The sequence below is a fragment of the Rhizobium sp. BK376 genome, assembly GCF_004341625.1.
GTDB lineage: Bacteria > Pseudomonadota > Alphaproteobacteria > Rhizobiales > Rhizobiaceae > Rhizobium.
The window spans coordinates 295,699-320,913 of record NZ_SLZG01000001.1 but is presented as its reverse complement, the minus strand read 5'-3'; the positions used below and the strand labels follow the sequence as shown (position 1 = coordinate 320,913).

The following is a 25,215-nucleotide window of genomic DNA, read 5'->3' as shown; positions in this document are numbered from 1 at the left end:
AACCCCCATGTAAACCGATGATTTCACAACATAAACGCGCGAAATCCTAATCTGGTTCCATGAGAGCGTTCGTAAGTCGCCTTAGTCGTCGTTCGTGGCGTTCAGGTTTTCCGGCCTAATGCCTTCTTCTTCATCCCAGGATTTCAGCCGCACGCCGGGTCCACCGACCCCCTGGCTGCCGCTCGCCAGGAACAGGATGCCTCGCGCCTCCAGTGCTGCGCGTACCGCCGCAAGCATGTGATGCTCGGCAGATCCGACATCCGCTTCAAGGGCTTCGATGGAGGCGACGGACAGCCGGCTGTCGGCTGCGAGTTCTTCTATGGAAAGCCCGATCATGGCGCGGGCGCCGCGGAGTTGTGCAGAGGTGATCATGCCTGCAATTGTAGCGCCGTCTCACCCATTCTCAAGAGGGCCGGCGAGCGATAACCCAGCAATTCGAAATAGATTTCCTCGGTTTCGTCAGCCATACCAGCAATCGTATTGCGATCCTTCCGCCGCCGCGCCTCAACCGTGAACCGGCGCAGGATATCAGGATCCGCCAGGCGCATCATCGCGTCGGCAAGCGGCTCCGGATCATCGCTGTTGGCGACGAGCAGGCCGTTCCGCCCGTCCTCCAGCACCATACTGGCGCCGCCGACCTTCGTCAGCACCAGCGGCTTGCCGCCTGCTGCTGCCTCCAGCATTACATAGGACATGGCCTCATAGCGGCTGGGCATCACCACCGCGTCGAAGGCATCGATCGCGACTGCGCCGGGAATGCTGCTGTTTAGATGTGCGCGACCCTGGAGCCCGAGTGCCTTGATGCGTGCGTCGATCTCGGCCTCCAGCTCCCCGGTGCCGATCATCAGCAGATGAGCGTTCGGGAGCTTTGCCGCGATCCGGGCAAAGGCATTGACCAGACGCTCCGGCGCCTTCTGCTGAGTCAGTCGACCAACGAAGCCGAACAGTAGCGCGTCGTCGCCGATGCCGTATCGAGACCTGATAGCAGCGCGCTGACCGGGAGGAGGCGAGGCGACGCCGTTTGCGACAACCCGCAATCTGTCCTGAGGCAAGCCGATCGACAGCGCATGCTCATATTCGTCGCGCGAGACGCAGATTACACGATCCGAGAGGGCGTTGCCGAGGAAACGCTCGATGCCGCCATAGATCATGCGACCCTTGGAACCCAGTGTCGGATCCATGGTGCGGAAGGCGTGAGGCGTGTAGATCACCGGCGTGTGCACCCCGGGCAGGCGCAGACGCGTGAGCGCACCCGCCTTGGAACTGTGGCCATGGATCAGGTCGAAGGGACCGTGTTTCGAAACGATCTGGCGGATGTTCCACCAGGCCGGAATATCAGCAATTCCGGGCGAGCGATGCATCATGACGGGGAGCACGCCGTCGAGGCCCATTCCCTCCAGTTCTTCAACGAACGCGTCTTCGGCCCGGACTGGCGAATAGATCGCGGTTACCGAATGGCCACGGCGCTGCATGGCGCGGCAGAGATCGAGGAAATGGCGACCGGATCCGCCACCGCTCGGCTCCAGGACTTGCAGCAGCGAGAGGCGTTTGATCGATACGTTGACGTTCATGTCACGATTTCTCCCCGGGCGAGGCGATGCTGATGGCGTTGTTCCAGCGCCCAGCAGCCCCAGACGATCCCGATCAGCATGTAGAGATGGCGCCAGTGGTCGGTGTCGATGACGTTGCCGATGCCCACATGGCCGAGAATGACGATCCAGGCGATCATCACGTAGGGCTGCCACGGCCGCTCCTTGAGCAGGCAGCGAAAGCCGATATAGATCGTCCAGCAGATCATGGTGACCCAGCAGAAGAAGCCCAGCCAGCCATAGGTGGTCAGCGTCTTCAGCCAGATATTGTGCTCGTCCTCGTTGAACATGGTCGCAAAGACCAGCGGGCCGATGCCGAGCGGCTTCTCCATCGACATCGTGAAGCCGATGCGGTGACGCTCGAAGCGCCCCAGGTGGCCGCCGTCATAATCCTGCACCAGCTGCGTCCTTTGCGAGAAGAGGTCGCTGACCTGATGGAACTGCAGCGCGATAACAAGCACCGTGACCATAAGGATGACGGCGGTCAGCGACATGATCAGGATGCGCAGGCGGAAGGCGTTGCTGCGATGCTTGAGCAGCATGATGAAAATCAGCATCGCGGCGGCAAATGCAAAGAGCGCCCAGGCGGCACGCGAGAAGGACAGGAATATGCCGAATGCGAGGATCGCAAGGCCAACCGTCTTCAGCGGCGCCTTCTTCAGATCGCCGATCAGGATGCCATGCATCAGATAGAGCGCGGGCGCGGCCAGATAGGGTCCGAACACGTTCGGGTCCTGGAAAGCGCCCATGGCGCGGTCGTAGCGCGTGAAGATCTCGAAGCCGGGCAGGGCGTGGAAATAGCCGATGATCCCGAGTATCGAAGTGATGATTGCCGCGACCGTCAGCGTCTTGAAGATCAGCGGCGGGCGATTGGCATTGTCTTCGACGATGGCTGCGAAGAACACGGAGCTGAGCGCAAGGAACGTCGACACCGCAATATAAATGGGGGCGTCCATTTCGCTGCTGGTGAGATCCCGCATCTGCGTCATCGACAGCATGCCGCCGACGTTGAATGTGAGGAACAGGGCCAATAGCGGCGCGGTGCTGCGCGAAATGCGCAGACCCAGAATGAACCAGACGCCGATCAGAAGCGTCAGCCAAAGCTCGTACGGCGCCGGCTCGTCAATGACGAAGCCGGAGAGAAAGACACCGAACGCAACGCAAGCTGTGCCGACAAGACGCATGGCGGCAAGCTGCGGCTGCGGAACGTGCAGCGTAGTGGTTGCGATAGCGCTCAATATGCATTTTCCGTGTTGAGCAGGCGGAAGGGCGTCAGGAAGAGGATTTTCAGGTCGAAGAACAAAGACCAGTTCTCGATGTAGAAGAGGTCGTAGGCGGTGCGGAACTTGATCTTGTCGTCATTGTCGATCTCGCCGCGCCAGCCGTTGATCTGCGCCCAGCCGGTTACGCCCGGCTTGACGCGATGGCGCGCGAAATAGCCTTCGACGACGTCGGCATAGGTGCGGTCATGGCTCTGCGCGAGGACGGCATGCGGGCGCGGGCCGACGAGAGATAGGCTTCCCATCAGCACGTTGAAAAGCTGTGGCAGTTCGTCGATCGAGGACTTGCGCAGGAAGCGGCCGACCGGCGTGACGCGCGGATCGTTCTTCGTGACAGCGTTGCGCGCCGACGGATCGCTCATGTTGGTGTACATCGAGCGGAACTTGAAGACCTTGATGATCTCGTTGTTGAAGCCGTGACGCTTCTGCATGAAAAAGACCGGCCCCTTGGACGTCGTCTTGACGGCGATCGCAGCCCCGATCATGACCGGCCAGAGAAGCGAAAGCGCAACCAGGCTGAAGAAGACGTCGAAGATCCGCTTGGCGACGGAATCCCAATCGCGGATCGGCTTGTTGAAGATGTCGAGCATCGGCACGGCGCCGACGTGGGAATAGGCGCGCGGGCGGAACCGCAGCTTGTTGGCATGGGCAGCCAGCCGGATATCGACAGGCAGCACCCAAAGCTTCTTCAGAAGCTGGAGAATGCGGTTCTCGGCGCTCATCGGCAGCGCGATGATCAGCATGTCGATGCGGGCAACCCGGGCGAATTCGACCAGTTCGACGACTGTGCCGAGCTTCGGATAACCGGCGACGACGACCGGCGAGCGGCCTTCGCCGCGGTCATCGAAAATGCCGCAGATGCGGATATCATTGTCCTGCTGGCTTTCGAGCGCACGGATCAAGTCTCTGGCCGGTTCGCCGCCGCCAACGATGACGGCTCGTCGCTCCATGACGCCGTTTCTGGTCCAGTTGCGAATGCCATAGGCAAAGGCGATACGCTCGACGAACAGGAAGACGATACCGGTCAGAAGCCAGGTAATGAGCAGGCGCGGGGAATATATCGAGCCGGCCCGCAGCAGCGCGACCAGGACGAGAAGCGGGATGAAGGATGCCCCCCAGGCCAGCAACAGACGTCGCACGCAATGAAGCGGAGCGCGAAGCGCCGGGATCTGATAGGCGTCGACCACCTGCAGGATGAAGACGGTCAGTGCAGACAGCCCGATCGCGACGGCCGCCTGGATCAGGAAGGGCTGCACGTACGCATCGATATAGGCATAGGAGACACCAAGTCCGATGGCGAGAAATGACAGGAACTCGAAAAGCCGAAACTGCCCGATGATGATCGAAGGCGTCTGGTTGGCTTCGCGGAACTGCTCGGCGATCTTGGCTGCAAACGGATTGATGGCAGGAGGCGTAGTCTCGCCTGCCTTTTCGTCAGCCGACCGGGCCCGTACTTCGGAGACCTGCCTGCGAATGTTTTCGATGTTGAATTGCTCAGGCTTGTCTATCTGATTCATGGTCTTGAATATCCGGTCCTCGCCGGAAATCGACCTAGCAGAAAAGCACCTAAGGAACGCTTAGAAGAAAAGGTTAAATTTTACGCATCGCCACGAATGCCAAGTATTTCATAGTACAGTTTTAGGACATCCCGTGCCATAACGGGCGCGGAGAAGACAGACTTGATGGATTCAGTGGGGGGCATGACACGATCTCCCCACCGTGGTGTGACCACGGCCTCTGCCATGACCCGCGCCAGATCATCGGCATTGTCCGGCTCGGCCAAAGCCGGGCTTTCCAGCCCAAGTGCTTCTGGAATACCACCCACTCTGGAAGCGATGACCGCCTTGCTGGCCGCAAGTGCCTCGAGCACGATGTAGGGCATGGATTCGGCGCGCGAGGGCACGACGACGTTCTGCGACATGGCGAAGGCTTCATCGATGCGCATGGCCGGCAATATCCCGATGCGATGCCCGAGGCCACGCTCGACCATCATGGTGCGATATTTGTCGCGATCCGGCCCGTCCCCAATCATCAGCGCCGACAGCGGCCGCCCGACGCGCCGCTCGGTCTTGGCAAAGGCGTCCACAAAGAGATCGGGACCCTTAAGGTCCCGAAGCATGCCGATATAGACAAAATGGACCGAGTCGGACCGTGTGGGTATGGGTCTGAAGTCGCGCTCGTTGATGCCATTGTAGATCAGTCTCGTCTTCGCCTTGGGGATGCCGACCTTGCGCTCGTAAGTCTGCCGTTCGAAATCGCAGATGAAGATCAGCGCGTCGGTAAAATGCTCCTGCAAGCGCTCCAGAAACAGCACCAGCTTGCCCTGCGGCATGGTGGGAGAGAAATGCAGGCTGCCGCCATGCGGCGTATAAAGGCGGGCTACGCGATACCTGTTCACCCGCAGGGCTGAGCCGATGACGCGTGCAAGCAGGCCGCCCTTGGCGCCATGCCCATGCAGCACGTCCGGCCGCAAACTTTTGACTGTCTTGTAACCTTCCCACAGCGCCCCGAAATCCGCCGGGCTGACGGAGCGCTGGATCGGCATCCGCGTCAGCCCGAGCGACAAATAAGGACGAATGTCATCGAACAGCCGATCCTCATGTTCGCCGCCGGTCGAGCTGTCGCACAATATGCCGACATCATGTCCCGCCTTGCTGTGCTCCTCCGCCAGATCGCGCACATGGCGGAAAATTCCGCCGACCGGGGACCTGAAGCAATGAAGGATGCGGAGGGGGCGGGGGGTGTTCATGAATGGTTAGAACAACCGTTCACGAACGTAGATCGTATCGCCTGCGAGCACCGGATTGGAAATGTTGACGCGCCCGGTCATGACCTGACCGTTGATCTTGCGGGTAACGTCGACAGTGCCCTGGTTGGCGCGGCTCGAGAATCCGCCTGCAACTGCGACAGCATTCTGGATCGTCATGCCCGGCACGTACGAATATTGGCCCGGCTGGCCAACTTCGCCCATGATGTAGACCGAGCGATAACGATCGACGTCGATCGTGACGTCAGGATCACGCACATAGCCCTGCCGAAGCTTCTGGGCGATCTCGCCGGAAAGCTGCTGCATGGTGCGTCCCCGAGCGGTGACTTGACCGATCAGCGGGAAGGAGATGTAACCGGCCTGATCCACCGTATAGGTGTTGGTCAGGCCTTCCTGATCGAAGACGGTGACGCGCAGCCGATCGCCGCTATCCAGCGTATAGGGCTGGATCGTTGCCTGATTGAAAGCCCGCGGCGCGGGCTGATAGCTCATGCAGCCGGTGAGGCCTACGCCGAGCGCAGCCATGCCGAGGGCCAGAACAATCTTAGGCTTTGCGAAAGACATCCGCATGCTCACAGGAAGATGGAAATCATGACGCTGTTATCGATCCGTTAGGGTTAACAGCGGGTAAAGAGGCCGATCAATTCCATTTGATATCGTTACGACAAGTAACATGGGGCCAGTAACGCCGGGGAAGGGCCAATATTAACCGTTGCGTTACCATGGTCGTTTACGCTTTCGCGAACTCATAGTGTGGAGTACGGGTATGTCCGGCGTAAACAGCAGCCAGCAGGATGTGGATATTGATCTTGGTCAGCTTTTTCGAGCTGTCTGGCAGCGGCGCGTAAGGGTCCTGATCATCACCGTCATTGGTGCTTGCGCCGCATTGGTGATCGCCAAACTCGTCTCCCCCGAATATCGCAGCGAAACCCGTATTCTCATCGAGCAGCGCGCTCCGGCCTTTGCGACGACGGCGCCCGGAGGGGCGGATGCGACGTCGAGCAATGTTCTCGATGAACTCAATATCGCCAGTCAGGTGCAGATTCTTCAGTCGGCCGATCTCATCAAGCAGGTCATCACCAATCTGAAGCTTTACGATCAGCCGGAATTCGAGGCTCCCGACGAAAGCTCGGCCATGTCGAAGATCCTGGTCCTGCTGCACCTTAAGAAGAGCGTCATGGACAAGGCGCCTGAAGAGCGCATGCTGGACGCTTTCACCGATCGCCTGCAGGTCTACCAGATCAACAGCTCCCGCGTCATCGGCATCACCTTCACCTCCCGCGACCCGCAGCTTGCCGCAAGCGTCCCGAACGCGATGGCGCAGGTCTACCTCTCCATGCAGAGCGGCGCGAAGCTGGACTCCAACTCCGAGGCGACCCGCTGGCTGGAGCCTGAAATCGAAAACCTGCGCCAGAAGGTCAGCGACGCAGAGAAGAAGGTGGCCGACTATCGTTCCGCCAATGGCCTGCTGCAGACCAGCGATACCAACACCTTTGCCGGCCAGCAGCTCTCCGATATCTCCGGCCAGCTCGCCCAGGTTCGCGGCGACAAGGCCAATGCCGAGGCGCGTGCACAGGCAGTCCGCAATGCGCTCTCCACCGGCCGATCAACCGATACGCTTGCCGATGTTTCCGGCTCGCAGAACATGCAGCGCCTGAAGGCGACAGAGTCCAATCTGGAATCGCAGATCTCCGATCTCTCCACGACGCTGATGGACGGGCATCCGCGCCTGAAGGCCCTGCGCGCCCAGCTCGCCGACATCCGCCAGCAGATCGATCGTGAGACCCAGAAAATCCTCGCCAGCATCGAAAACGAGGCGAAGGTTGCCGATCTGCGCGAGCAGCAGCTGATGCAGCAGGCCGACAAGCTCAAGGCCGCCAGCGCCCAGGCAGGCGAAAGCACGGTCGGCCTCAACGCGCTGGAGCGCGAGGCGACCGCCCAGCGCCAACTGCTCGAGACCTATCTTGCCCGCTACCGCGAGGCCGCATCCCGCGCCGACAAGAACTCCAGCCCGGCCGACGCCCGCGTCGTTTCCAAGGCTGTCGAGCCGGTCGATCCCTATTTTCCGAAGGTCGGGCCGATCGTCGTCGTCGCCACGCTCGCAACCTTTATCCTAAGCTCGATCGTCATCATGCTGATGGAGCTCTTCAGCGGCCGCGCCCTGCGCCCAACCGGCAAAGTCGAAGCCGAAACGACCGACGCCAGGGAGAAGGTCGTCGAGCGGGAGACTGTTGCCGCGGCGCCGGTCGCCCAGCGTGCCGATGTACCCGCGAGCATGCTCTCGGTTGCGGCAGACGAGGAACTGGCTCGGGAAATGGAAGAATCCGTTCATGTCGAACAGTCCGCCCCTGCCGAGGAGGAAGAGGACTTTTCGATCCAGTCCGTTGCCGACTATCTCATCCGACTGGATACGAAGATCGTGGCGGCAATCTCACCGAGCGGTGACAACGGCTCTACGGCATCGGTGATGCTGGCGCGCACGATTGCCGATACGGGTCACCGTATCGTCCTCGTCGACATGACCGGCACCGGCTGCCCGACGCGGCTGATGGCTGAAGCGGCGGATCTGCCCGGTATCACCGATCTGCTTTGCAATGAAGCAGCCTTTGTCGACACCATCCATCCGGACCGGTTGTCCGACGCCCATCTCGTTCCGCAAGGAACCAGCGATCTCCGCCGCGCCATGCGCGGAGCCGACCGCCTGTCGATCATCCTCGAAGCGCTGTCTTCTGCCTATGATCTGGTGCTGGTCGAGTGCGGCGCTGCCGATGTCGATGGCGTCGCACGGCTAACCCGCAACAAGGATGTCGAGATCGTCCTCTCCATGCCGGAGCCTGACGAGAAGCAATTCGTTGCGGCAATGACGGAATTCCAGAAGGCCGGCTACGAACATCTGATCCTGATGTCCGGCTGGCGCGACGAGGGCGAACCGGGCACGCAGCGCCACGCTGCGTGACGTAAGCGCTCGCCTGTCCTGCTCAGCAAACTTATACTGGACGGCTTTAGTCGATCTCCGGGTCGTCGCGGCCACTGTAGATGTCGAGCTGGAGTTCCAATCCACGCAATCCGATTGCACTGAGCGTGTTCGGAGAGAGACCAATTCCTTCATTATAGGTGGAGAGGAACAGGCCGACGAAAATGTTGCCGCGAAAGCGCCCCGCAAGCGCCTTCCACGCGTCGAGGTCATCCCTTAAGTCGGCAAAGAGCGCGGCCACCTGCTTGTCGAGATCGCCGGGGCTTTCCTGGGGCGTTTTTAGCAGCCAGCGGCCCGTCCGAGCCACGACTTGTGTCCCGTTGGGCGTGGTCCAAAGACCGCCTTTTTTCGCGCCGCTCGTCGGCTGGCAGCCGAGGATGCGCGATATCTCTTCGGGATCAATGTCGTCCCCATGAAAACGGAGAGATGCGGCGCTTTCATGTACCTCAGCCATAGCGTTTCTTAATCCTTGTCCACCGGCTCGGCGGTCGGCGCATGGCTTGCCTGTGACCTCAGCCGCTGGATGAAGCCATAGATCTTCGGATTGGCCTTGATCGCTGCCTTGGTCCGCGTGACGCCGCGCTGCGCGAAGGCTGCGACATGGCCGAGGGCCGAGATCGGCAGGATGGCATCATACTGCACCGTTTCGGCAGGACACCAGGAGCGCTTGTAAAGCTGGTCGCCGATGCCGAAGTCGAAGAGCGCGACATCCTGCTTGTGGAAATGCTCGATCATCACCCAGAACAGCAACTCGCCTGGGCTCGATGCCGGCACGACGGTTTCGTCGATCGAGGTGAACTGGCAGATGACATGATCGCCCTTGCGCGAGATCGCGGCAACCGCCGGGACGTGTCCCTCATGCGTGCCCTTTAGCCGGACCGCATGCATTTCGAGCGGCACGGAAGACGGGTCGCTCCGGACGCTATCGATCAGCCGATGCAGGAAGGCCTTTGCGTCAGGCGACTGGAAGACATCAGGCAGCCCCGCCTCCTTGAAGCGAACGGCCTTCTGCTGGAAGAAGAGATCGAGAAGCATATGCTGCTCGTCAACAGGCCCGCCGGCAATATGCTCGAAGCCGCCGAGATCCTGCAGCAGCCGCGTCTGCTGACGGTTCTTCTTGCGCCGGCGCTTGGCGTTCAGCTGCTTCAGCGTCTCGTCGAAAGAGGAGAGGAAGGGCAGCTGGAAGGCATGGTTCTGGTTTTCGACCAGCGGCATATGGGAGAGGAGGCTCCTGCGCCCGCGCCAGCCCAATGGCATGTTCTGCAGGACCACGAGATCGGCCTTGCCCTGCAGCGCTTGCGCGATCGCGTCCCGCTGCGAGGCCGTCAGCCCGCCTTCTGCCGCTTCGAGGAATTCCCGCGAAAACAGTCCCGTATTGATATTGCTACGACGCGCGGCGATGAACTGGGCGCTGCGCACCATATTGGCGCGGACGATTTCCAGCGGCAGGATGAAGGCCGTCCGAGCGCCGAACGAGCCGCGCACGATCGCGAGCGGGTTGTTGTAGGTCGCGACCCAGGCGGAGCACCAGTCATAGCCCTGATGCAGGGAGGCGAGATTGTCGCGTTCCAGTGCCCGCCACTCGCTTTCCAGCGGCTCCATGCTGTCGAAAACTTCGATCCGCAGCGTGTCATTCGCAGCCCGACGTGCCGACGCAGCGATGCCGTCAGGCGCGGCATTAGCGACCGGCATAGTTTCGATATCCAGCTTCGGCGTCTGCACCGGATGTCTCCCGTAAATCCAAACGCTGGAGACCATAGGCCTGGCTCGCCTATTTTTGGTTTATGGCACGGAAGTTTGCGGATTTTCCGCCGATCAGGGTTATCCCTGCGTTAATCGGGGCGGGATTACCGCTTCTTCGGCCCCGCCATCCACTTGATCAGCAGCATGGCCGGCAGGATCCAGATGAGGCCGGTGAGCAGGAAGTAGAGGAACTGCGTCCACCAGGGCGCGTTGCCGAGCGCATAAACCGCGACAGAATTCGCCAGCCAGGCATAGCCGAGAACGAGCACGATCAGCAGGATCGTACCGATGAATTTGCGCAGGCGTACGGGCATGTCTTCTTCCTCCCCTTCGGCTTTGGCATCGGCGCGGCGTTTCTTCCGCGACGGCATGCCGCAAAGCCTTGGGCCTTGTTTTGCACGGCCCTATCGGGCAAATCAACATGCGGATCGAAGGAGAGACCATGGCTGTCGCAAATTTCACCTCGGAACAGGCCGTCCTAAGCGAAATCGCAAGGCAGGACCGCAATCGCCGCGCCGTGCGCATCTGGCTTGGTTTCGTCGTCTTTGCACTCTTCTGTCTGGTTCTTGTTGGCGGCGCGACGCGGCTTACCAATTCAGGCCTCTCGATCACCGAATGGAAACCGATCCACGGCGTCATCCCGCCGCTCAACGAAGCGCAATGGCAGGAGGAGTTCGACCTCTATAAGCGCATCCCGCAATACCAGATCATCAACAAGGACATCACCGTCGATGACTTCAAGAGCATCTTCTGGTGGGAATGGGCGCACCGGCTGATCGCCCGGGCCATGGGCGTCATCTTCGCCGTGCCGCTGATTTATTTCATCGTCACCCGCCGCATTGAAAAGAGCCTGCGCTGGCCGCTGGTCGGCGTCTTTCTGCTCGGCGGCCTGCAGGGTGCGATCGGCTGGTGGATGGTGGCCTCGGGCCTCGAAGCGCGTACTGAAGTCAGCCAGTACCGCCTTGCCACGCACCTTGTCATGGCCTGCCTGATTTTCGCGTCCTGTGTGTGGGTCATGCGGGCATTGTCGCCCCATTCCAGTGATGCCGCGCCAATGCCCTATTCCCGCAGGCTTGCAGGTCTCATCGCCTTCCTGGCCCTTTTCCAGATCTATCTCGGTGCCCTTGTCGCAGGCCTCCATGCCGGCCTCTCCTACAATACCTGGCCGCTGATGGATGGCGCGATCGTGCCCGACGGCCTCTTTGCCCAGATGCCGGCCTGGGTCAATTTCTTCGAGAACCCGAAGATGGTGCAATATGTTCACCGCCTCGGCGCCTATGCGCTGTTCGCCGTGGTGCTGATCAACATGGTGATCTCGCTGCATGCCGCGCCACACACGACCCACGCACGCCGCTCCATCGTGCTTCTGGTGCTTGTGACCATCCAGGCCGCACTCGGCATCTCGACGCTGCTGATGCAGGTGCCGCTGCATCTGGCGCTGACACATCAGGCGGGTGCACTGATCGTCTTCGGCTTCGCCATCGCCAACTGGCGGGGGTTCTATGGCGAATATCCGCGCGAAACGGAAATTGCCCTCAGAGATTGAGGTGCGCCGTTGCTGTCGGTCGGTGCCTCAGCTTATGACCACCGTCAAAAAGGATTGACGTAGTTCAGGATCGCGACCTGCCGCAATAGCACTCGTCGGATGAGGTGCGCGGGTTTGACATGGTCGGTGAAAATGGCCGCTACTCCCGTGCTTCCGGCAGGCAGCTGATCGGCGAAGCCGTTGTCATCAAGCTTCACCCGAACGACAAGCGGCATGCTCAGGATCGCTCTGGAAGTGACGGCCGCGCCCGAAGTCTGGGTCTGGCCGCTGGCAACCGCCTGAAGAACGCTTTCGACCTGTCCCGTATAGACCTTGCCAGGCATGAACTTGAAGGTGACTTCGACCGGCTGGCCGGTGTCTATGTAGCGGGCGTCAATCTGCGGCACCTCGACGCCGATGATCGTCTCCGCGGTATCGATGAAGGCCATGACGGGCGACAAGGGCAGGTTGGAGACGCGGGCGCCCTTGCGAAGCGCAAGATTGGTGACATAGCCGTCGGCGGGTGCGCGAACGACGGTCTTGTCGAGGTTCCACTTCGCCTCGACGATCTCTGCTTGCAGTTGATCGACCTCAGCCTGCGCTTGCTCGACGTCATACGCACGGCCTGCACCGCGGGATCGCAACTCCGTCGTCTCCGATACCCTCAGCTGGCCGAGTGCGAGCTGGGCCTTCAGGGCGTCGAGCTTCGACTGGTAGGGGACAGGGTCGATCCGGAACAATATGTCCCCGGCTTTCAGCGATGTGTTTGCCAGCACGGGTACATCGATCACTTCGCCCGCGACGTCTGGAACGATTGCCACCGAGTTACGGACGACCAGCGCTGAGCCTTGGGGCGCACCCCAGCCCATCGGAATGAAGAGCCCGATCAGAAGCAGCAGGAGCACCAGGACCGGCGAGACTTTCCAGAAAAGGTTGAAGGGAACAATCCGCAGCTTCACAAGGCAGAAAAGGATGACCAGATAGACGTTCAGAAGGACGACGATCATGGTTTGCGCTCCATGCCTTGAGCACGCGGAACGTCGACATAGGCCCATATCAAGACGATGGGCCAGAGCGCAAAGCCGAGCAGCAAGGTGACCCACCCGCCGACGGTCACGGCTTTTGCCCAGGGATGGTTGCGGCTTTTGGCAATCATCCCCGGCAACATGGCGAGGAAGACAATAACGGCGACCGTGCTGAGCAGGAGAATGACCAGAACGATCCAGGCAAAGATGTCGACAAGGCTCACGTCACCCTCCAGCACCGCGAAGATCGATCCTCCGCGGTGCCAAGCGAAACATGAGAGAGGGAGCGAGGTAAGTACGTTACGGTAACAAGGTCGTGGTTTTACGCTTCGTATCGAGATAGCGAGGACGTCAGGAATTGGATAATTGATCCGGTGACGACTGCATGCCACGCGGCGCGGTGGCAGCTTTTCACTGCCGCCATCGTTGCCATGGCACCTAGAGGGCGAGCGCTACACCTCCGCAAGCCAGCGCCACTACGACGATCCATGGCGGCGTCTGCCAGACCGTGAGGAGAAGGAAGCCGGTCAGCGCCAGCGCGAAATCGCGGGAATTGAGGATGGCGCTGGTCCATACCGGATCATAAAGCGCTGCGGCGAGAATGCCGACCACGGCGGCGTTGGCGCCGCGCATTGCTGCCTGCGCCCATGGGCGAATGCGAAAGGCGGACCAGAAGGGGAGCGCTCCGACAACGAGCAGCAGGCCGGGAAGAAAGACGCCGATGAGGCAGATCACCGCGCCTTCGACCCCGTTAGGCGGGGATTTCATCACGGCGCCGAGATAGGCGGCGAAGGTGAACAAAGGTCCCGGAACGGCCTGGGCTGCCCCATATCCGGCGAGAAATGAATCGGCGCCGACCCATCCCGTCTGCACCACTTCCGCCTGCAGAAGCGGCAGGACCACATGGCCGCCGCCAAACACGAGCGCTCCGGCTCGATAGAAAGAATCGAACAGCGTCAGGCCTCGCCACGAGAGCATGTCCGATACGACAGGCAGGAACAGCAGCAGGACGAAGAACAGGGCAAGTGCGGTCACTCCGACGCGCCGCGAGATCGGAAAGGCCAGATGATCGCTGTCCGGAACGGGCAGATCCCGGCAGAGCCACAGTCCTGCCAAGGCGCCGCAGACGATTGCCGCAATCTGCCCCACTGCACTGCCGATGAAGATAACGGCCAGCGCCGCCGCAAGGCCGATGCCGGCCCTCCGCCTGTCCGGCGTCAATCGTTGCGCCATGCCCCAGACGGCCTGGGCGACGACGGCAACGGCGACGATCTTCAAACCGTGGATCAGTCCCGTTCCAACAGGTCCGCCGAATTCTGCCGCCCCGAATGCGAACAGGATCAAAAGCAGGGCCGAGGGCAGGGTAAAGGCAGTCCATGCCGCACAGGCGCCCGGAAAGCCGGCACGCAACAGACCGAGGGCAAAGCCGACCTGGCTCGAGGCCGGCCCAGGAAGAAACTGGCAGAGCGCCACGAGATCGGCATATTCCGTCTCGCTGATCCATTTGCGCCGCAGTACCAGTTCATCACGAAAATAGCCGAGGTGAGCGATGGGACCGCCGAAGGATGTAAGGCCGAGCTTGAGGAATGTCCGCAACACCTCCGATGCCGATCCTGCCGGTCGCAGTGGAGGCGGGGAGCCTGCGGCTTCTTGAACCGAGGAATGACCCTGACGAGCCTCCATTCCACCGCTCATGGACGATTGCCCGTCGTCACGCCGCCGTCGCAGATAAATTCAGCGCCCGTTGAATAGGACGATGCGTCGGAGGCAAGGAACAGAACCATTTCAGCAACTTCGCGGGATGTGCCCAACCGGTTGATCAACTGCCGGGCCGCGAAGGTCCTGATTGCCTCGTCATCAAAAAAGGGATCGATCATCGGCGTCTCGATCAGGCCCGGGTGCACGGAGTTCACCCTTATCCCGTATTTGGCAAATTCGTTTGCCGCCACCTTGGTCATGCCGCGTATGGCGAATTTCGAGGCGACATAAGCTACGTTGTTTGCCGGCCCGCGAATGCCCGCCGTGGACGAGATATTGACGATGCTGCCACCCGTCCGTTTCATCAGCCGCACGGCGGACTTTATGCCGAGGAAGACGCCGGTCTGATTGACCGCGATCACCTGCTCGTATTCCTCAAGCGTGCAATCCTCGATCGGCGCCCGACGCAGGATGGCGGCATTGTTGACGAGGATGTGGAGCGCGCCGAATTTCTCTTCGGCAACTGCCACTGCCGCGATCCAGTCGGCTTCCTTCGCAACGTTGAGCGGAACATAGATCCCGCCCACTTCCTGGGCGACCCGTTGTCCTTCCTCATGCTCGATGTCGCCCAAGATGACCTTTGCGCCTTCTTCCGCAAAGAGCCGCGCCTCTTCCGCTCCCTGTCCACGGGCGGCGCCCGAAATCAAGGCAACCTTGCCATCCAGTCTTCCCACGTCTCGTCTCCCATCATGTCGCCTTGCCCGCCACCCTGAAGCAGACCTGCTTCGAGGCGTAGGCCGTCATTGTGAAGAGGTAGCATATTCCTGCTCTCCACATAGTTCGACGATATGGCAGAAGCCGCTTTTCCGAATTTCTTTCTGCGGAGATGAAAGGATGTCGGGAAACGAACCTTTCCTACGTCCTTGGGTGGAGACGACAACACCCATTGAGGGAAGGAAGGATATTGTTATGGGCAAGACGATCGCAATTCTGGTGGCGCGGCTGATTTTCGCAGCCGTATTTCTCATGGCGACGAGCTTCAAGTTCTTCGACATTCAGGCAACGGCAAATTTCATCGCCGCTGCGGGCTTCCCAATTCCGCTGTTTCTCGCCTGGATCGCCGCATTTTTCGAACTCGGGCTGGCACTGGCGTTTCTGACCGGCGCTTTCTTCTCGCAGGCCGCTCTGCTGGCCGGCATCTACGTGATATTCTTGGCCTTCTCCTTCCACGGACCTAACCGCTGGACCGGAAACCAGGCTGAATTCGGCTTCTTTATCGACCACTTCACCTTCCTGGCCGGCTTGCTCTTCGCGGCCGTTCACGGGCCGGGCGAGACCTTGGCGTGGAGGCCCGGCTTTACGAAGCGCATGGCATGACGCGGGTCAGTGCGTACTGCCGAGCATCCGCCGGACGATGAGTGCGAAGGCTGAGCGCTCGGCAATATTCTCCAGGCTATCAGTCGATGGCTCAGCCGCCATCGACCAGCAGACCGACACGGCAGAATGGGCTCCTGCAAATCTCAAGATCTTGCGCTCCGAGCATCCAAGGACTTCTGAGAAAGACTTGGCCAGCCGGGCAATCCTTTTCGGATCGAGGATATCCTTCGCTCCGCCGAGAGGATTACCGAAGACATTGGCGACGTCATAGGCGGGATCGCCGATCAATCCCTGCGGGTCGATCGCAAGCCAGCCGCGCGGGCCGCCGGTGACGATATTGTCGTGATGCAGGTCGCCATGCAGCGGACGAATATCGGTCTGCTCGGCCAGCAGCCTTTCGGCGAGCGCAGCACCCCAGCGAAGCAGATCGGCATGGTCGGAATAAGCGCCGCGGTCAACCGCCTGGAACAGCGACTGGAAATGCCGGCGCAGGGGCACGAGTCCCTTCGGCGGCTGAAGCGGTGATGACGAATGCAGGTCCGCGAGGACCGACAGAATGATCTCGATCGCGGCCTCGTCGCCATGTTCGGTATAGTGGTCGCGAAGGATTTGCCTTCCCGCATCCTCCACTAGGCAGGCATTCTCGAAACGGTCGATCAGCAGGACCGCGCCCTTGCCGGCGCGCCATTCGAGGAAGGCCATGCCGGGCAGTTCGTTCATGCCCTCGGGCTTCAGGATTTTCAGGATGGCCGGATCGGCATCCTGGCGCTCGACGCGATAGACATGGCTGCTGCGCGTATCGGCAATGGAAACGCCGGCACGAATGTGCCAGCGTTTTCTTAGACATACGGGTATGCTGTCGATCGTCACGGCCTCAGGCCGCGAGCATCAGGTCCATGTTCTGGACGGCTGCACCCGATGCGCCCTTGCCGAGATTGTCGTAGACGGCGATCAGCACCACCTGAGCGGTGTCGTCGTTGCCGAAAACATGCAGGCGCATGCGGTTGGTGTTGTTGAATATCTCCGGGTTAAGATCCGGTGTGCGCTCGATGGTCTCGAACGGCGCAACTTCAACAACGCTGTTCTTCAGGCCGGCATAGTAATCGGCGATAGCGGCATGGATATCCGCACCCTTGGGCTGCTTCGGCAGGATCGAAAGCTGCAGCGGCACGCTGACCAGCATGCCCTGTGCAAAATTTCCGACGACCGGCTGGAATAGCGGCACATGCGAAAGCTTCGCATAGGCCTTCATCTCGGGCAGGTGCTTGTGCTTGAAGCCGAGGCCATAGGGCATGTACTCAGGCGCATCCTCGCCCTTTGCCTGATAGTCCTCGATCATCGAGCGGCCGCCGCCGGTGTAACCGGAAATGCCGCCGACCGTGACGGGATAATCGGCGGGCAGGAGGCCGGCCTCGACGAGCGGGCGCAGCGTCGCGATAGCGCCCTGCGGCCAGCAGCCGGGGTTGGCGACGCGCTTGGCAGTGGCAATCTTCTCTGCCTGATCCTTGCTCATTTCTGCAAAGCCGTAGGCCCAGCCCTCGGCGACGCGATAGGCCGTCGAGGCGTCGATGACGCGGGTCGTGTCGTTCTTGATCAGGCTGACGCTTTCCTTTGCCGCCTCATCGGGCAGGCAGAGGATCGCGATGTCGGCCGCGTTCAGCAGCTCGGCGCGAACAGCCGTGTCCTTGCGCTTGTCGGCAGGAATGGACAGCAGCTCGATATCGCGGCGCTCAGCCAGGCGCTCGCGGATCTGCAGACCCGTCGTTCCCGCTTCGCCGTCGATGAAGATCTTCGCTGTCATTTTAGTCCTGCTCTTTCAAAGGGTTGAGGATGTTTCCGGAATCAGTTTGCCATGTTGTTGATTCAAAATGATAACGGCCGCGGCATCTTTCAATATTACGCTCAGCGACCGGCCGCACGCCGTTCGGCATGCAGCCCGAGCATATACATCGCGACCGTCGCCCCCGCAATGGCGGTTATATCGGCGTGATCGTATGCTGGCGCCACCTCGACCACATCTGCGCCCCTGATATCGAGCTGGTGCAGTTTTTGCAGAACCGACAGGATCTTGGCACTCGACGGCCCTCCGGCAACAGGCGTCCCTGTGCCCGGCGCATAGGCCGGATCGAGGCAGTCGATATCGAAGGTCAGATAGGCGGGCGCGCCCTTGGTGTGACTGATGATCTGCGACGCGATGTCGGCGGCGGACATATCTTCCACCTGGTGGCCGTAAAGAATCGTGATGCCGCAATCTTCCGGCGCATGGGTACGGATGCCGATCTGGATGGAGCGATCCGGATCGATCAATCCCTCGCGCGCTGCGCGACCGACGAAGGAGCCGTGGTCGATGCGCTTGCCGTCGTCGTACCAGGTGTCCTGGTGTGCGTCGAAATGCACCAATGCCAGCGGTCCATGCTTGGCCGCATGGGCCTTCAGCAGCGGCCAGGTGACGAAATGGTCGCCGCCGAGCGAGAGCAGGAAGGCGCCGCTGTCGAGAACGGTCGCGGCCTGCTTTTCGATCGCCTCAGGCGTTGCAGCGTGATTGCCATAGTCGAGCAGGCAGTCGCCATAGTCGATCACCGCCATCTCGGCGAAGAGATCGCGCTGGAATGGGTATTGTGGGTCGTTGTCGAAGATTGCCGAGGCGCGGCGGATCGCCTGCGGCCCGAAGCGAGCGCCAGGGCGGTTCGAGGTCGCGGCGTCGAAGGGAATGCCCCAGACCACGGCATCGGCGCCGTCGAGCGACTTGGTGTAGCGGCGGCGCATGAAGGAGAGGACGCCGGCATAGGTCGGGTCGGTGGCGGCCGATGTCAGGTCCTTGGCCGTGAAAGCATGGTCGATCGTCTTTTCCATGTCGTTCCCCTCAGATTTCGTCCGTGCGCGAAAAGCCGTAGGCTCGCTCGACCTTGGCGATCCGCAATTGATAGCGCTCGTACCAGCGCTCGCGACCGAGCCTCTGCGCAGCCAGATGCGCCACGACGGCCTTCCAGGCGCGGATGCTGTCCTCGTCGCGCCAGAAGGAATTGGTGATGCCGAATCCGTCGGAGTCGCGGGCATATTCGAGGCCGAGACAGCCCGGCTGCTCCAGCGCCAGCTCTTCCATCCTGTCCGCCATCGCGCCATAGCCGTTATCGCCCTCGGTGCGGATCGAGGAGAAGGCAACGACGTAGTAAGGTGGTTCGGGCGTAGCAGCGAAGCGCTTCAGTTGGTCACTATCTGGCATGGTATGCTCCCTTTGCCGAGAAGGGGTAAGCGACCGGTGCGGCGATTGCAAGCGCCAGCCTGTCTCCTCCGACGAGCATCCGGTTGACTTCGAAAAGTGCTTGAAAGATGTTTGCCGCCAGACTGAACGAAAAGACTGAACAGAGCGGCTTGGGAAGCGACCGTTGTGCTGCGCGCATGGTTTTCACGGCCGCACAAGAGCGAATAGGAGTTCCCATCCAATGTTCGACCACATCTCCATCGGTGTAAAAGACATCGAAAAATCACGCCAGTTCTATGACGCTATCCTGTCGCCGCTCGGTTATGAGCGCCAGTCCAATTTCGGCGTGCAGAGTGGCTATGGCGCCGAAAGACCGGCATTCTGGCTTATGCAAGTCGAGCGTCCCGTCATTCCCGATATGAAGTCGGGCTTGCATTTCTGCTTTGTCGCGCCAAGCGAGGAAGCGGTCGACGCCTTCTATAAGGCCGCTATTGCGAATGGCGCGGAGGATAACGGACCGCCCGGTATCCGCCCGGATTACGGCCAGTTCTACTACGCCGCGTTCGCCATCGATCCCGACGGCTACCGGCTCGAGGCTTATTTCCACAAACCTGAGCTTTGAGGCCGCGGGCTTCTGAGCAACTGATCGCGGCAGAGCCTTCTGCTGTCAGCCAAAAATGAAAAAAGGCCGGAGAAAACTCCGGCCTTTCGCATGCGATAATGTCGAAAGCGATTAGCGCTTGGAGAACTGGAACGAACGGCGAGCCTTGGCCTTACCGTACTTCTTACGTTCAACGACGCGGCTGTCGCGGGTCAGGAAGCCGCCCTTCTTCAGGACCGAGCGCAGGCCCGGTTCGAAGTAGGTGAGGGCCTTCGAAACGCCATGGCGAACAGCACCGGCCTGGCCGGAGAGGCCGCCGCCGGCAACCGTTGCGACGATGTCGAACTGACCGTCACGGGCAGCAGCGACGATCGGCTGGCGCAGGATCATCTGGAGCACCGGACGGGCGAAGTAGGACGTGAAGTCCTTGCCGTTGACGATGATCTTGCCGGATCCAGCCTTGACCCATACGCGGGCAACGGCGTTCTTGCGCTTGCCGGTCGCGTAGGAGCGGCCGAGCGAGTCGACCTTGCGGACGTGAACCGGAGCCGAAGCGGCTTCGGAGGTCGTGCCGAGTTCCTTCAGGGAGGAGAGGTCAGCCATTATCAGGCGCTCCTTACGTTCTTCTTGTTCAGCTTGGCGACGTCGAGAGTGACGGGCTGCTGGGCTTCGTGGGGATGGTTGGTGCCGGCGTAAACGCGCAGGTTCTTCATCTGGCGACGGCCGAGCGGGCCGCGCGGAACCATGCGTTCAACAGCCTTTTCGAGGACGCGCTCCGGGAAGCGGCCTTCGATGATCTGGCGAGCGGTGCGCTCCTTGATGCCGCCGGCATAACCGGTGTGCCAGTAGTAAACCTTGTCTTCGTACTTCTTGCCGGTGAAGACGACCTTGTCGGCATTGATGACGATGACGTTGTCGCCGTCGTCGACGTGCGGCGTGAAGGTAGCTTTATGCTTGCCGCGCAGACGCATTGCGATCAGGGAAGCGAGACGACCAACGACAAGCCCTTCGGCGTCGATGAGGACCCACTTCTTCTCAACCTCTGCAGGCTTCTGGGAGAAGGTAGCCATGTTGAATACTCTCTATTAGGATCCCTTGGCCCGAAGGCGTCAGGGCGTTTCTTGTTGCTTGGTTTGGCAGGTTTGACCCGTGCCAAAAAGAAAGCAGCCCGGAAAGGCTGCGTTCTGGTGCGGCTTATAAAGCGGACGCCCCGGAACGTCAATATGACCGATTTCTAAGGTCGCAAAAATAAGCAAGCAAAATCAATGCATTAAATATGGTGTATTATGATACCACACATTTAGCGCGACGGAATCGAGTAGGTTGCGGTCGCGTGAGCCACCAATTCCTCCTCATTGTCCTGGAAAATCGAGGTCTCGATGACGGCCAGCCGCTTGCCAAGCTTTAGCAGCCTCGCATCACAGATGAGCCGTTTCGGCGCCGGCAGGCGCAGGAAATTGATGTTGAGATTGGTCGTGACAGCAAGCGCCACCGGCCCGATATGGGCAAGGACGACCGCATAGGCCGCGACATCTGCCAATGCAAACAGCGTCGGGCCGGAAACGGTGCCGCCCGGACGCAGATGTCGGTCCGAAGGATCGAGTGTCATCCTCAGCCGGCCCGCTTCAACGGCCTTCACAATAAATACCCGGCCCTCGGTGTGAATCTGCGGAAAATCGGTCTCCAGGAAAGCATGGATCTCGTCGATCGTCATGACGGGTTTCATCGATTGTCGGCTCCTCGCTTCCGCTGGCTCTTGGCTTCGGCCTATGGCAGAACGGTCTTAGCATAGACGGAAATGAGGGAGAGGGGCCATGGCCGAAGTCGTATCGTTCCGGAAGGAAAAAGAGGGCGACACCCAGCCTCTGGCGGTCACGCGAAAAGACAATGTCCTGCGGTTGACGCTCAACAATCCGCCCGCCAACATCCTGTCTATCGGCATGATCCGGCTGTTGATGGAGGCGCTCGATGCCGCAGGCGCCGATCCGGCCGTTCACGTCGTCATCATCGCTTCGAGCGGAAACGTCTTTTCTGCAGGCCACGACCTCAAGGAAATGACGGCGCACCGCACGGACGAGGATGGCGGTCGTGCCTTCTTCGAGGAGACCTTCCGCCTCTTTGCAGATCTGATGCTGAAGATCACCCATTTGCCAAAGCCGGTCATTGCCGAGATCGATGGGCTGGCGACGGCCGCCGGCTGCCAGCTCGTGGCTTCCTGCGATCTCGCCATCTGCACCGATACGTCGACCTTCTGCACGCCCGGCGTCAATATCGGCCTTTTCTGCTCGACCCCGATGGTCGCGGTGTCTCGCGCGGCCCACCGCAAGCAGGCAATGGAAATGCTTCTGACCGGCGAGACGATTGATGCCTCGACAGCGAAGGATTTCGGTCTCGTCAACCGCATCGTCCCGAAGCAGTATCTGACGCAGGTAGTCGACAAATATGCCGATGTCATCGCCTCGAAATCGCCGCTGACCCAGCGGATCGGCAAGGAAGCCTTCTACGCGCAGATCGATATGTCTGTGGCCGACGCCTACGACCATGCCGTTCGCGTCATGACCGAGAATATGATGACGGCCGATGCCAGGGAAGGCATCGGCGCTTTTATCGAAAAGCGGCCGGCAGTCTGGACGGGCGAATAGCCCGATGCCGGCCTGCCGGCAGGCATGATGCCGCCGGAACCGGTGATTTGTCCCGCTCTGGTTTGTCATTGCGTGCGGTCGCGTGCAACCGGAGCGAAAGCGCAGGACGGGCCGTGGGTACATTGCCCGAGAACGGGCAGGGCCAACGATTGGCCAGATGTGGCGAACTTGCCGCCATCTACCGCAAAATGATGCAATATCTGATATTTTTTAGGCTATCTGTGGTTATTTTCAGTTTTGGGAAAATATACTCGCAAATTTTTGCAAATGATGCACTGCACCATGGGCGTTCAATCAAAAGCGGTCACTCAACTATGAGATGTCTCTAATAGAGCAGTGAACAGAAGAGAAATTTACCACATACAAAAAGAGAACAAGGGCATGCGCTCAATCCTGCTAAACTTTTGGGAAATGCAAAAACTTGCATTTCCTTGCACGTCCGATCCCGGTGGGTTGTAACCCCTCCTACTCCTAAGGGATTATCTTGTCGTGACCACCGAAATCGGTCGCCGGCCGACAGGTGTAAACGGGGCAGGTCCCGTTGTCCTTTGTCGGCATATAGGATTGGTACGCATAGTAGCCAAAGTCGCAGGAGCGGGTATCCAGCACGTAGCGGTCGTAGAGCGTCATGTTTTTCGTGCGGTCTGCAGGGTAGCGAAAGATGACCGCGCGTTCGTGCGCAATCAAATCCTGCGCGCCGGCGCAGGTGTAGGAGAGAGCATTATATCGGCCGATCGCCAAAGCCGGCGTCGATGCGCAAACTGCAAATAATCCTACAAGAATGATTTTTTTCATTGGCTCGACCCTCATCATGAATAATCTCCGTGACCATGTAAGAAGAGATGGGCGAACCGGCTCGGCGCGGTAAGCCCTGAGAACGCAGTTGTGATCCAGCCGGAGGCTACGTGATGAACCATGACCACTACGACGATTCCTACCTTGCCGATATCCTGCGCAAGGTTAAGACCATTGGACTGGTCGGGGCCTCTCCCAATCCGGCCCGCCCCAGCAATGGCGTCATGGCCTATCTCCTGGCGCATGGCTATCACGTCATTCCCGTCAATCCCGGGCAGGCCGGCAAGCAGATCCTTGGGCAGACCGTCTACGCCAGGCTCGCCGATATCCCCGAGCCCATAGATATGATCGATGTTTTCCGCGCGCCTGAATATCTTCAATCCGTCGTCGACGAAGCCCTGGCATTGAAGCCGCTTCCGTCGGTCATCTGGGGACAATTGGAGGTGCGTGACGATAAAGCCGCATCGGTGGCCGAAGCCGCCGGGATCTATGTCGTCATGAATCGCTGCCCGGCGATCGAATATCCGCGGTTGCTCGCGGCCTGAAACAGTCGCCCGCCGCGTTCCCAACGCGATGGATTTTCTACCGAAACCGGGGATCGGGGAAAGATCGCGGTTAACTTTACCGAGTGAGGCGCTATGATCCTCTCCCAAGACTAGAAATCGCGACGGGAGAACATCATGGCGGCAAACAATCCGGGTTTCGACACGCTGGCAATTCATGCGGGTGCGCAACCCGATCCGACCACGGGCGCTCGCGCCACGCCGATCTACCAGACCACCGCTTATGTCTTCAATGATTCCGACCATGCTGCCGCGCTCTTCGGGCTGCAGCAGTTCGGCAATATCTATACTCGCATCATGAACCCGACGCAGGCCGTGCTGGAGGAGAGGGTAGCGGCGCTGGAGGGCGGGACGGCGGGCCTTGCGGTCGCCTCCGGTCATGCGGCCCAGATGCTGGTTTTTCATGCGATCATGCGCCCGGGCGACAATTTCGTCGCCGCGACCAGGCTCTATGGCGGATCGATCAACCAGTTCGGCCATGCGTTTGCGAATTTCGACTGGCATGTGCGCTGGGCCGATCCATCCGATCCATCCAGTTTTGACGGCAAGATCGATGGCCGCACCCGCGCCATCTTCATCGAGAGCCTCGCCAATCCCGGCGGCACTTTCGTCGATATTGCAGCCATCGCCGAGGTCGCTCGTCGCCACGGCCTGCCGCTGATCGTCGACAACACCATGGCGACCCCATACCTCATTCGTCCGCTTGAGCATGGCGCCGATATCGTCATCCATTCGCTGACCAAATTCATCGGCGGTCACGGCAACTCCATGGGCGGCGCGATTGTCGATGGCGGGACCTTCGACTGGTCGACCTCCGGCAACTATCCGATGCTGTCCGAGCCGCGCCCGGAATATAACGGCATGGTGCTGCATGCCACTTTCGGCAATTTCGCCTTTGCCATTGCCTGCCGTGTGCTGGGCCTGCGCGACCTGGGGCCGGCCATCTCGCCCTTCAACGCCTTTCTCCTCCTGACCGGTATCGAGACCCTGCCGCTGCGCATGCAGCGCCACTGCGACAATGCTTTGGGCGTTGCGAAATGGCTGAAGGGCCACGACAAGGTTGCCTGGGTGAATTATGCCGGGCTGGAGGATGACCCGAACCATGCTTTGCAGCAGCGCTACTCGCCGAAGGGCGCCGGCTCCGTCTTCACCTTCGGGCTCAAGGGCGGCTACGAGGCTGGAAAAGGCTTTGTCGAAGGGCTACAGCTGTTCTCCCATCTCGCCAATATCGGCGACACGCGCTCCCTCGTCATCCATCCGGCCTCGACGACCCACAAGCAGCTCACCGACGAACAGAAGATCGCGGCCGGCGCTGGGCCTGACGTCGTTCGCCTGTCGATCGGCATAGAGGACATCAAGGACATCATCGCCGATCTCGAACAGTCGCTTGCGAAGGTCTGACGGGGAGGCGGTTCGCCGCTGGGGAGGGGATTT

Annotated in this window: 28 protein-coding genes; 7 read left to right on the top strand and 21 right to left on the bottom strand. The window is 60.4% G+C overall.

Annotated elements, in window-relative coordinates; genetic code table 11:
* Window positions 1-81: 81 nt before the first annotated feature.
* The 6 genes from EV561_RS01645 to EV561_RS01620 all read right to left on the bottom strand — a co-directional run bounded on the left by EV561_RS01645 (window position 82) and on the right by EV561_RS01620 (window position 6,200).
* On the bottom strand, window positions 82-372 hold the full coding sequence (locus tag EV561_RS01645; protein WP_132516946.1) for a helix-turn-helix domain-containing protein: 291 nt from the start codon (window positions 370-372) through the stop codon (window positions 82-84).
* Window positions 369-1,571: a glycosyltransferase family 4 protein gene (locus tag EV561_RS01640; protein ID WP_132516944.1), complete on the bottom strand. Its 1,203-nt coding sequence runs from the start codon at window positions 1,569-1,571 to the stop codon at window positions 369-371. The genes EV561_RS01645 and EV561_RS01640 overlap by 4 nt, the downstream gene beginning before the upstream one ends.
* Window positions 1,568-2,827, bottom strand: a complete 1,260-nt coding sequence (locus EV561_RS01635) for an O-antigen ligase family protein (protein ID WP_207910487.1) — start codon at window positions 2,825-2,827, stop codon at window positions 1,568-1,570. Before EV561_RS01635 ends, EV561_RS01640 begins: the two co-directional genes overlap by 4 nt.
* The gene (locus EV561_RS01630; protein ID WP_132516942.1) at window positions 2,824-4,386 is read right to left on the bottom strand and encodes an undecaprenyl-phosphate glucose phosphotransferase; all 1,563 of its coding nucleotides are present in this window, start codon (window positions 4,384-4,386) and stop codon (window positions 2,824-2,826) included. Before EV561_RS01630 ends, EV561_RS01635 begins: the two co-directional genes overlap by 4 nt.
* A gap of 80 nt (window positions 4,387-4,466) precedes the next feature.
* Window positions 4,467-5,618: a glycosyltransferase family 4 protein gene (locus tag EV561_RS01625; protein ID WP_132516940.1), complete on the bottom strand. Its 1,152-nt coding sequence runs from the start codon at window positions 5,616-5,618 to the stop codon at window positions 4,467-4,469.
* A gap of 6 nt (window positions 5,619-5,624) precedes the next feature.
* Window positions 5,625-6,200 carry a polysaccharide biosynthesis/export family protein gene (locus tag EV561_RS01620; protein ID WP_132516938.1) on the bottom strand — a complete coding sequence of 192 codons (576 nt, stop codon included), beginning with the start codon at window positions 6,198-6,200 and terminating at the stop codon, window positions 5,625-5,627.
* A gap of 202 nt (window positions 6,201-6,402) precedes the next feature.
* Here EV561_RS01620 and EV561_RS01615 point away from each other — a divergent pair, with 202 nt between their 5' ends.
* Window positions 6,403-8,592 (top strand): exopolysaccharide transport family protein, encoded by a 2,190-nt coding sequence (locus EV561_RS01615; RefSeq protein ID WP_132516936.1) that lies wholly within the window; start codon window positions 6,403-6,405, stop codon window positions 8,590-8,592.
* A 46-nt stretch (window positions 8,593-8,638) separates the two neighbouring features.
* Here EV561_RS01615 and EV561_RS01610 read toward each other — a convergent pair whose 3' ends face one another.
* From EV561_RS01610 to EV561_RS01600, 3 genes are all read right to left on the bottom strand, one after another.
* Window positions 8,639-9,064 (bottom strand): DUF4279 domain-containing protein, encoded by a 426-nt coding sequence (locus EV561_RS01610; protein WP_132516934.1) that lies wholly within the window; start codon window positions 9,062-9,064, stop codon window positions 8,639-8,641.
* A gap of 8 nt (window positions 9,065-9,072) precedes the next feature.
* Window positions 9,073-10,332 carry a GNAT family N-acetyltransferase gene (locus tag EV561_RS01605; RefSeq protein ID WP_245512561.1) on the bottom strand — a complete coding sequence of 420 codons (1,260 nt, stop codon included), beginning with the start codon at window positions 10,330-10,332 and terminating at the stop codon, window positions 9,073-9,075.
* Window positions 10,333-10,457: 125 nt separating this feature from the next.
* Window positions 10,458-10,667, bottom strand: coding sequence for a DUF2842 domain-containing protein (locus EV561_RS01600; RefSeq protein WP_132518032.1), 210 nt, complete (start codon window positions 10,665-10,667; stop codon window positions 10,458-10,460).
* A gap of 128 nt (window positions 10,668-10,795) precedes the next feature.
* On the opposite strand from EV561_RS01600, the gene EV561_RS01595 reads away from it, so the two are divergent.
* Complete coding sequence (locus EV561_RS01595; protein WP_132516932.1) at window positions 10,796-11,899, top strand: COX15/CtaA family protein; 1,104 nt, start codon at window positions 10,796-10,798, stop codon at window positions 11,897-11,899.
* 44 nt (window positions 11,900-11,943) lie between these two features.
* Here the strand turns inward: EV561_RS01595 and EV561_RS01590 are convergent, their stop codons facing one another.
* The 4 genes from EV561_RS01590 to EV561_RS01575 form a co-directional block, all read right to left on the bottom strand.
* Window positions 11,944-12,885, bottom strand: coding sequence for an efflux RND transporter periplasmic adaptor subunit (locus EV561_RS01590; RefSeq protein ID WP_132516930.1), 942 nt, complete (start codon window positions 12,883-12,885; stop codon window positions 11,944-11,946).
* Window positions 12,882-13,127, bottom strand: a complete 246-nt coding sequence (locus EV561_RS01585) for a DUF3302 domain-containing protein (RefSeq protein WP_132516928.1) — start codon at window positions 13,125-13,127, stop codon at window positions 12,882-12,884. The genes EV561_RS01590 and EV561_RS01585 overlap by 4 nt, the downstream gene beginning before the upstream one ends.
* A gap of 214 nt (window positions 13,128-13,341) precedes the next feature.
* Complete coding sequence (chrA, locus tag EV561_RS01580; protein ID WP_245512560.1) at window positions 13,342-14,502, bottom strand: chromate efflux transporter; 1,161 nt, start codon at window positions 14,500-14,502, stop codon at window positions 13,342-13,344.
* Window positions 14,503-14,594: 92 nt separating this feature from the next.
* On the bottom strand, window positions 14,595-15,335 hold the full coding sequence (locus tag EV561_RS01575; RefSeq protein ID WP_132516926.1) for an SDR family oxidoreductase: 741 nt from the start codon (window positions 15,333-15,335) through the stop codon (window positions 14,595-14,597).
* Window positions 15,336-15,570: 235 nt separating this feature from the next.
* Here EV561_RS01575 and EV561_RS01570 point away from each other — a divergent pair, with 235 nt between their 5' ends.
* Window positions 15,571-15,978 carry a DoxX family protein gene (locus EV561_RS01570; protein WP_132516924.1) on the top strand — a complete coding sequence of 136 codons (408 nt, stop codon included), beginning with the start codon at window positions 15,571-15,573 and terminating at the stop codon, window positions 15,976-15,978.
* A 6-nt stretch (window positions 15,979-15,984) separates the two neighbouring features.
* Here EV561_RS01570 and EV561_RS01565 read toward each other — a convergent pair whose 3' ends face one another.
* The 4 genes from EV561_RS01565 to EV561_RS01550 form a co-directional block, all read right to left on the bottom strand.
* Complete coding sequence (locus tag EV561_RS01565) at window positions 15,985-16,848, bottom strand: aminoglycoside phosphotransferase family protein (RefSeq protein ID WP_132516922.1); 864 nt, start codon at window positions 16,846-16,848, stop codon at window positions 15,985-15,987.
* A 4-nt stretch (window positions 16,849-16,852) separates the two neighbouring features.
* Window positions 16,853-17,779 (bottom strand): N-acetyl-gamma-glutamyl-phosphate reductase, encoded by a 927-nt coding sequence (argC, locus tag EV561_RS01560; protein ID WP_132516920.1) that lies wholly within the window; start codon window positions 17,777-17,779, stop codon window positions 16,853-16,855.
* Between the two features lie 101 nt (window positions 17,780-17,880).
* Window positions 17,881-18,831 carry an agmatinase gene (gene speB / locus EV561_RS01555; RefSeq protein WP_132516918.1) on the bottom strand — a complete coding sequence of 317 codons (951 nt, stop codon included), beginning with the start codon at window positions 18,829-18,831 and terminating at the stop codon, window positions 17,881-17,883.
* Window positions 18,832-18,841: 10 nt separating this feature from the next.
* A complete protein-coding gene (locus EV561_RS01550) occupies window positions 18,842-19,201 on the bottom strand; it encodes an antibiotic biosynthesis monooxygenase (RefSeq protein WP_132516916.1) in 360 nt (119 codons plus the stop codon).
* Window positions 19,202-19,421: 220 nt separating this feature from the next.
* Between EV561_RS01550 and EV561_RS01545 the strand changes: the two genes are divergently transcribed.
* A complete protein-coding gene (locus EV561_RS01545; protein WP_132516914.1) occupies window positions 19,422-19,802 on the top strand; it encodes a VOC family protein in 381 nt (126 codons plus the stop codon).
* A 111-nt stretch (window positions 19,803-19,913) separates the two neighbouring features.
* Here the strand turns inward: EV561_RS01545 and rpsI are convergent, their stop codons facing one another.
* From rpsI to EV561_RS01530, 3 genes are all read right to left on the bottom strand, one after another.
* Window positions 19,914-20,384, bottom strand: a complete 471-nt coding sequence (gene rpsI, locus EV561_RS01540; RefSeq protein ID WP_132516912.1) for a 30S ribosomal protein S9 — start codon at window positions 20,382-20,384, stop codon at window positions 19,914-19,916.
* Between the two features lie 2 nt (window positions 20,385-20,386).
* Window positions 20,387-20,851: a 50S ribosomal protein L13 gene (gene rplM, locus EV561_RS01535; RefSeq protein ID WP_132516910.1), complete on the bottom strand. Its 465-nt coding sequence runs from the start codon at window positions 20,849-20,851 to the stop codon at window positions 20,387-20,389.
* A gap of 230 nt (window positions 20,852-21,081) precedes the next feature.
* Window positions 21,082-21,507 (bottom strand): PaaI family thioesterase, encoded by a 426-nt coding sequence (locus EV561_RS01530; protein ID WP_132516908.1) that lies wholly within the window; start codon window positions 21,505-21,507, stop codon window positions 21,082-21,084.
* An 88-nt stretch (window positions 21,508-21,595) separates the two neighbouring features.
* Here EV561_RS01530 and EV561_RS01525 point away from each other — a divergent pair, with 88 nt between their 5' ends.
* Window positions 21,596-22,423 carry an enoyl-CoA hydratase gene (locus tag EV561_RS01525; protein WP_132516906.1) on the top strand — a complete coding sequence of 276 codons (828 nt, stop codon included), beginning with the start codon at window positions 21,596-21,598 and terminating at the stop codon, window positions 22,421-22,423.
* A gap of 471 nt (window positions 22,424-22,894) precedes the next feature.
* On the opposite strand, the gene EV561_RS01520 is transcribed toward EV561_RS01525, so the two are convergent.
* Window positions 22,895-23,236, bottom strand: a complete 342-nt coding sequence (locus EV561_RS01520) for a hypothetical protein (RefSeq protein WP_245512559.1) — start codon at window positions 23,234-23,236, stop codon at window positions 22,895-22,897.
* 95 nt (window positions 23,237-23,331) lie between these two features.
* Here EV561_RS01520 and EV561_RS01515 point away from each other — a divergent pair, with 95 nt between their 5' ends.
* Together EV561_RS01515 and EV561_RS01510 are read left to right on the top strand one after the other, a co-directional pair.
* On the top strand, window positions 23,332-23,763 hold the full coding sequence (locus EV561_RS01515; RefSeq protein WP_132516904.1) for a CoA-binding protein: 432 nt from the start codon (window positions 23,332-23,334) through the stop codon (window positions 23,761-23,763).
* A gap of 135 nt (window positions 23,764-23,898) precedes the next feature.
* Window positions 23,899-25,182: an O-acetylhomoserine aminocarboxypropyltransferase gene (locus tag EV561_RS01510; RefSeq protein ID WP_132516902.1), complete on the top strand. Its 1,284-nt coding sequence runs from the start codon at window positions 23,899-23,901 to the stop codon at window positions 25,180-25,182.
* Window positions 25,183-25,215 lie beyond the last annotated feature (33 nt).

Excerpts from the sequence above, each read along its gene's own strand:
- EV561_RS01645 (WP_132516946.1), bottom strand. The coding sequence starts at position 372 with ATGATCACCTCTGCACAACTCCGCGGCGCCCGCGCCATGATCGGGCTT.
- EV561_RS01640 (WP_132516944.1), bottom strand. The coding sequence starts at position 1,571 with ATGAACGTCAACGTATCGATCAAACGCCTCTCGCTGCTGCAAGTCCTG.
- EV561_RS01630 (WP_132516942.1), bottom strand. The coding sequence starts at position 4,386 with ATGAATCAGATAGACAAGCCTGAGCAATTCAACATCGAAAACATTCGC.
- EV561_RS01625 (WP_132516940.1), bottom strand. The coding sequence starts at position 5,618 with ATGAACACCCCCCGCCCCCTCCGCATCCTTCATTGCTTCAGGTCCCCG.
- EV561_RS01620 (WP_132516938.1), bottom strand. The coding sequence starts at position 6,200 with ATGTCTTTCGCAAAGCCTAAGATTGTTCTGGCCCTCGGCATGGCTGCG.
- EV561_RS01615 (WP_132516936.1), top strand. The coding sequence starts at position 6,403 with ATGTCCGGCGTAAACAGCAGCCAGCAGGATGTGGATATTGATCTTGGT.
- EV561_RS01610 (WP_132516934.1), bottom strand. The coding sequence starts at position 9,064 with ATGGCTGAGGTACATGAAAGCGCCGCATCTCTCCGTTTTCATGGGGAC.
- EV561_RS01600 (WP_132518032.1), bottom strand. The coding sequence starts at position 10,667 with ATGCCCGTACGCCTGCGCAAATTCATCGGTACGATCCTGCTGATCGTG.
- EV561_RS01595 (WP_132516932.1), top strand. The coding sequence starts at position 10,796 with ATGGCTGTCGCAAATTTCACCTCGGAACAGGCCGTCCTAAGCGAAATC.
- EV561_RS01590 (WP_132516930.1), bottom strand. The coding sequence starts at position 12,885 with ATGATCGTCGTCCTTCTGAACGTCTATCTGGTCATCCTTTTCTGCCTT.
- EV561_RS01570 (WP_132516924.1), top strand. The coding sequence starts at position 15,571 with ATGGGCAAGACGATCGCAATTCTGGTGGCGCGGCTGATTTTCGCAGCC.
- argC (WP_132516920.1), bottom strand. The coding sequence starts at position 17,779 with ATGACAGCGAAGATCTTCATCGACGGCGAAGCGGGAACGACGGGTCTG.
- speB (WP_132516918.1), bottom strand. The coding sequence starts at position 18,831 with ATGGAAAAGACGATCGACCATGCTTTCACGGCCAAGGACCTGACATCG.
- EV561_RS01550 (WP_132516916.1), bottom strand. The coding sequence starts at position 19,201 with ATGCCAGATAGTGACCAACTGAAGCGCTTCGCTGCTACGCCCGAACCA.
- EV561_RS01545 (WP_132516914.1), top strand. The coding sequence starts at position 19,422 with ATGTTCGACCACATCTCCATCGGTGTAAAAGACATCGAAAAATCACGC.
- rpsI (WP_132516912.1), bottom strand. The coding sequence starts at position 20,384 with ATGGCTGACCTCTCCTCCCTGAAGGAACTCGGCACGACCTCCGAAGCC.
- rplM (WP_132516910.1), bottom strand. The coding sequence starts at position 20,851 with ATGGCTACCTTCTCCCAGAAGCCTGCAGAGGTTGAGAAGAAGTGGGTC.
- EV561_RS01530 (WP_132516908.1), bottom strand. The coding sequence starts at position 21,507 with ATGAAACCCGTCATGACGATCGACGAGATCCATGCTTTCCTGGAGACC.
- EV561_RS01525 (WP_132516906.1), top strand. The coding sequence starts at position 21,596 with ATGGCCGAAGTCGTATCGTTCCGGAAGGAAAAAGAGGGCGACACCCAG.
- EV561_RS01520 (WP_245512559.1), bottom strand. The coding sequence starts at position 23,236 with ATGATGAGGGTCGAGCCAATGAAAAAAATCATTCTTGTAGGATTATTT.
- EV561_RS01515 (WP_132516904.1), top strand. The coding sequence starts at position 23,332 with ATGAACCATGACCACTACGACGATTCCTACCTTGCCGATATCCTGCGC.
- EV561_RS01510 (WP_132516902.1), top strand. The coding sequence starts at position 23,899 with ATGGCGGCAAACAATCCGGGTTTCGACACGCTGGCAATTCATGCGGGT.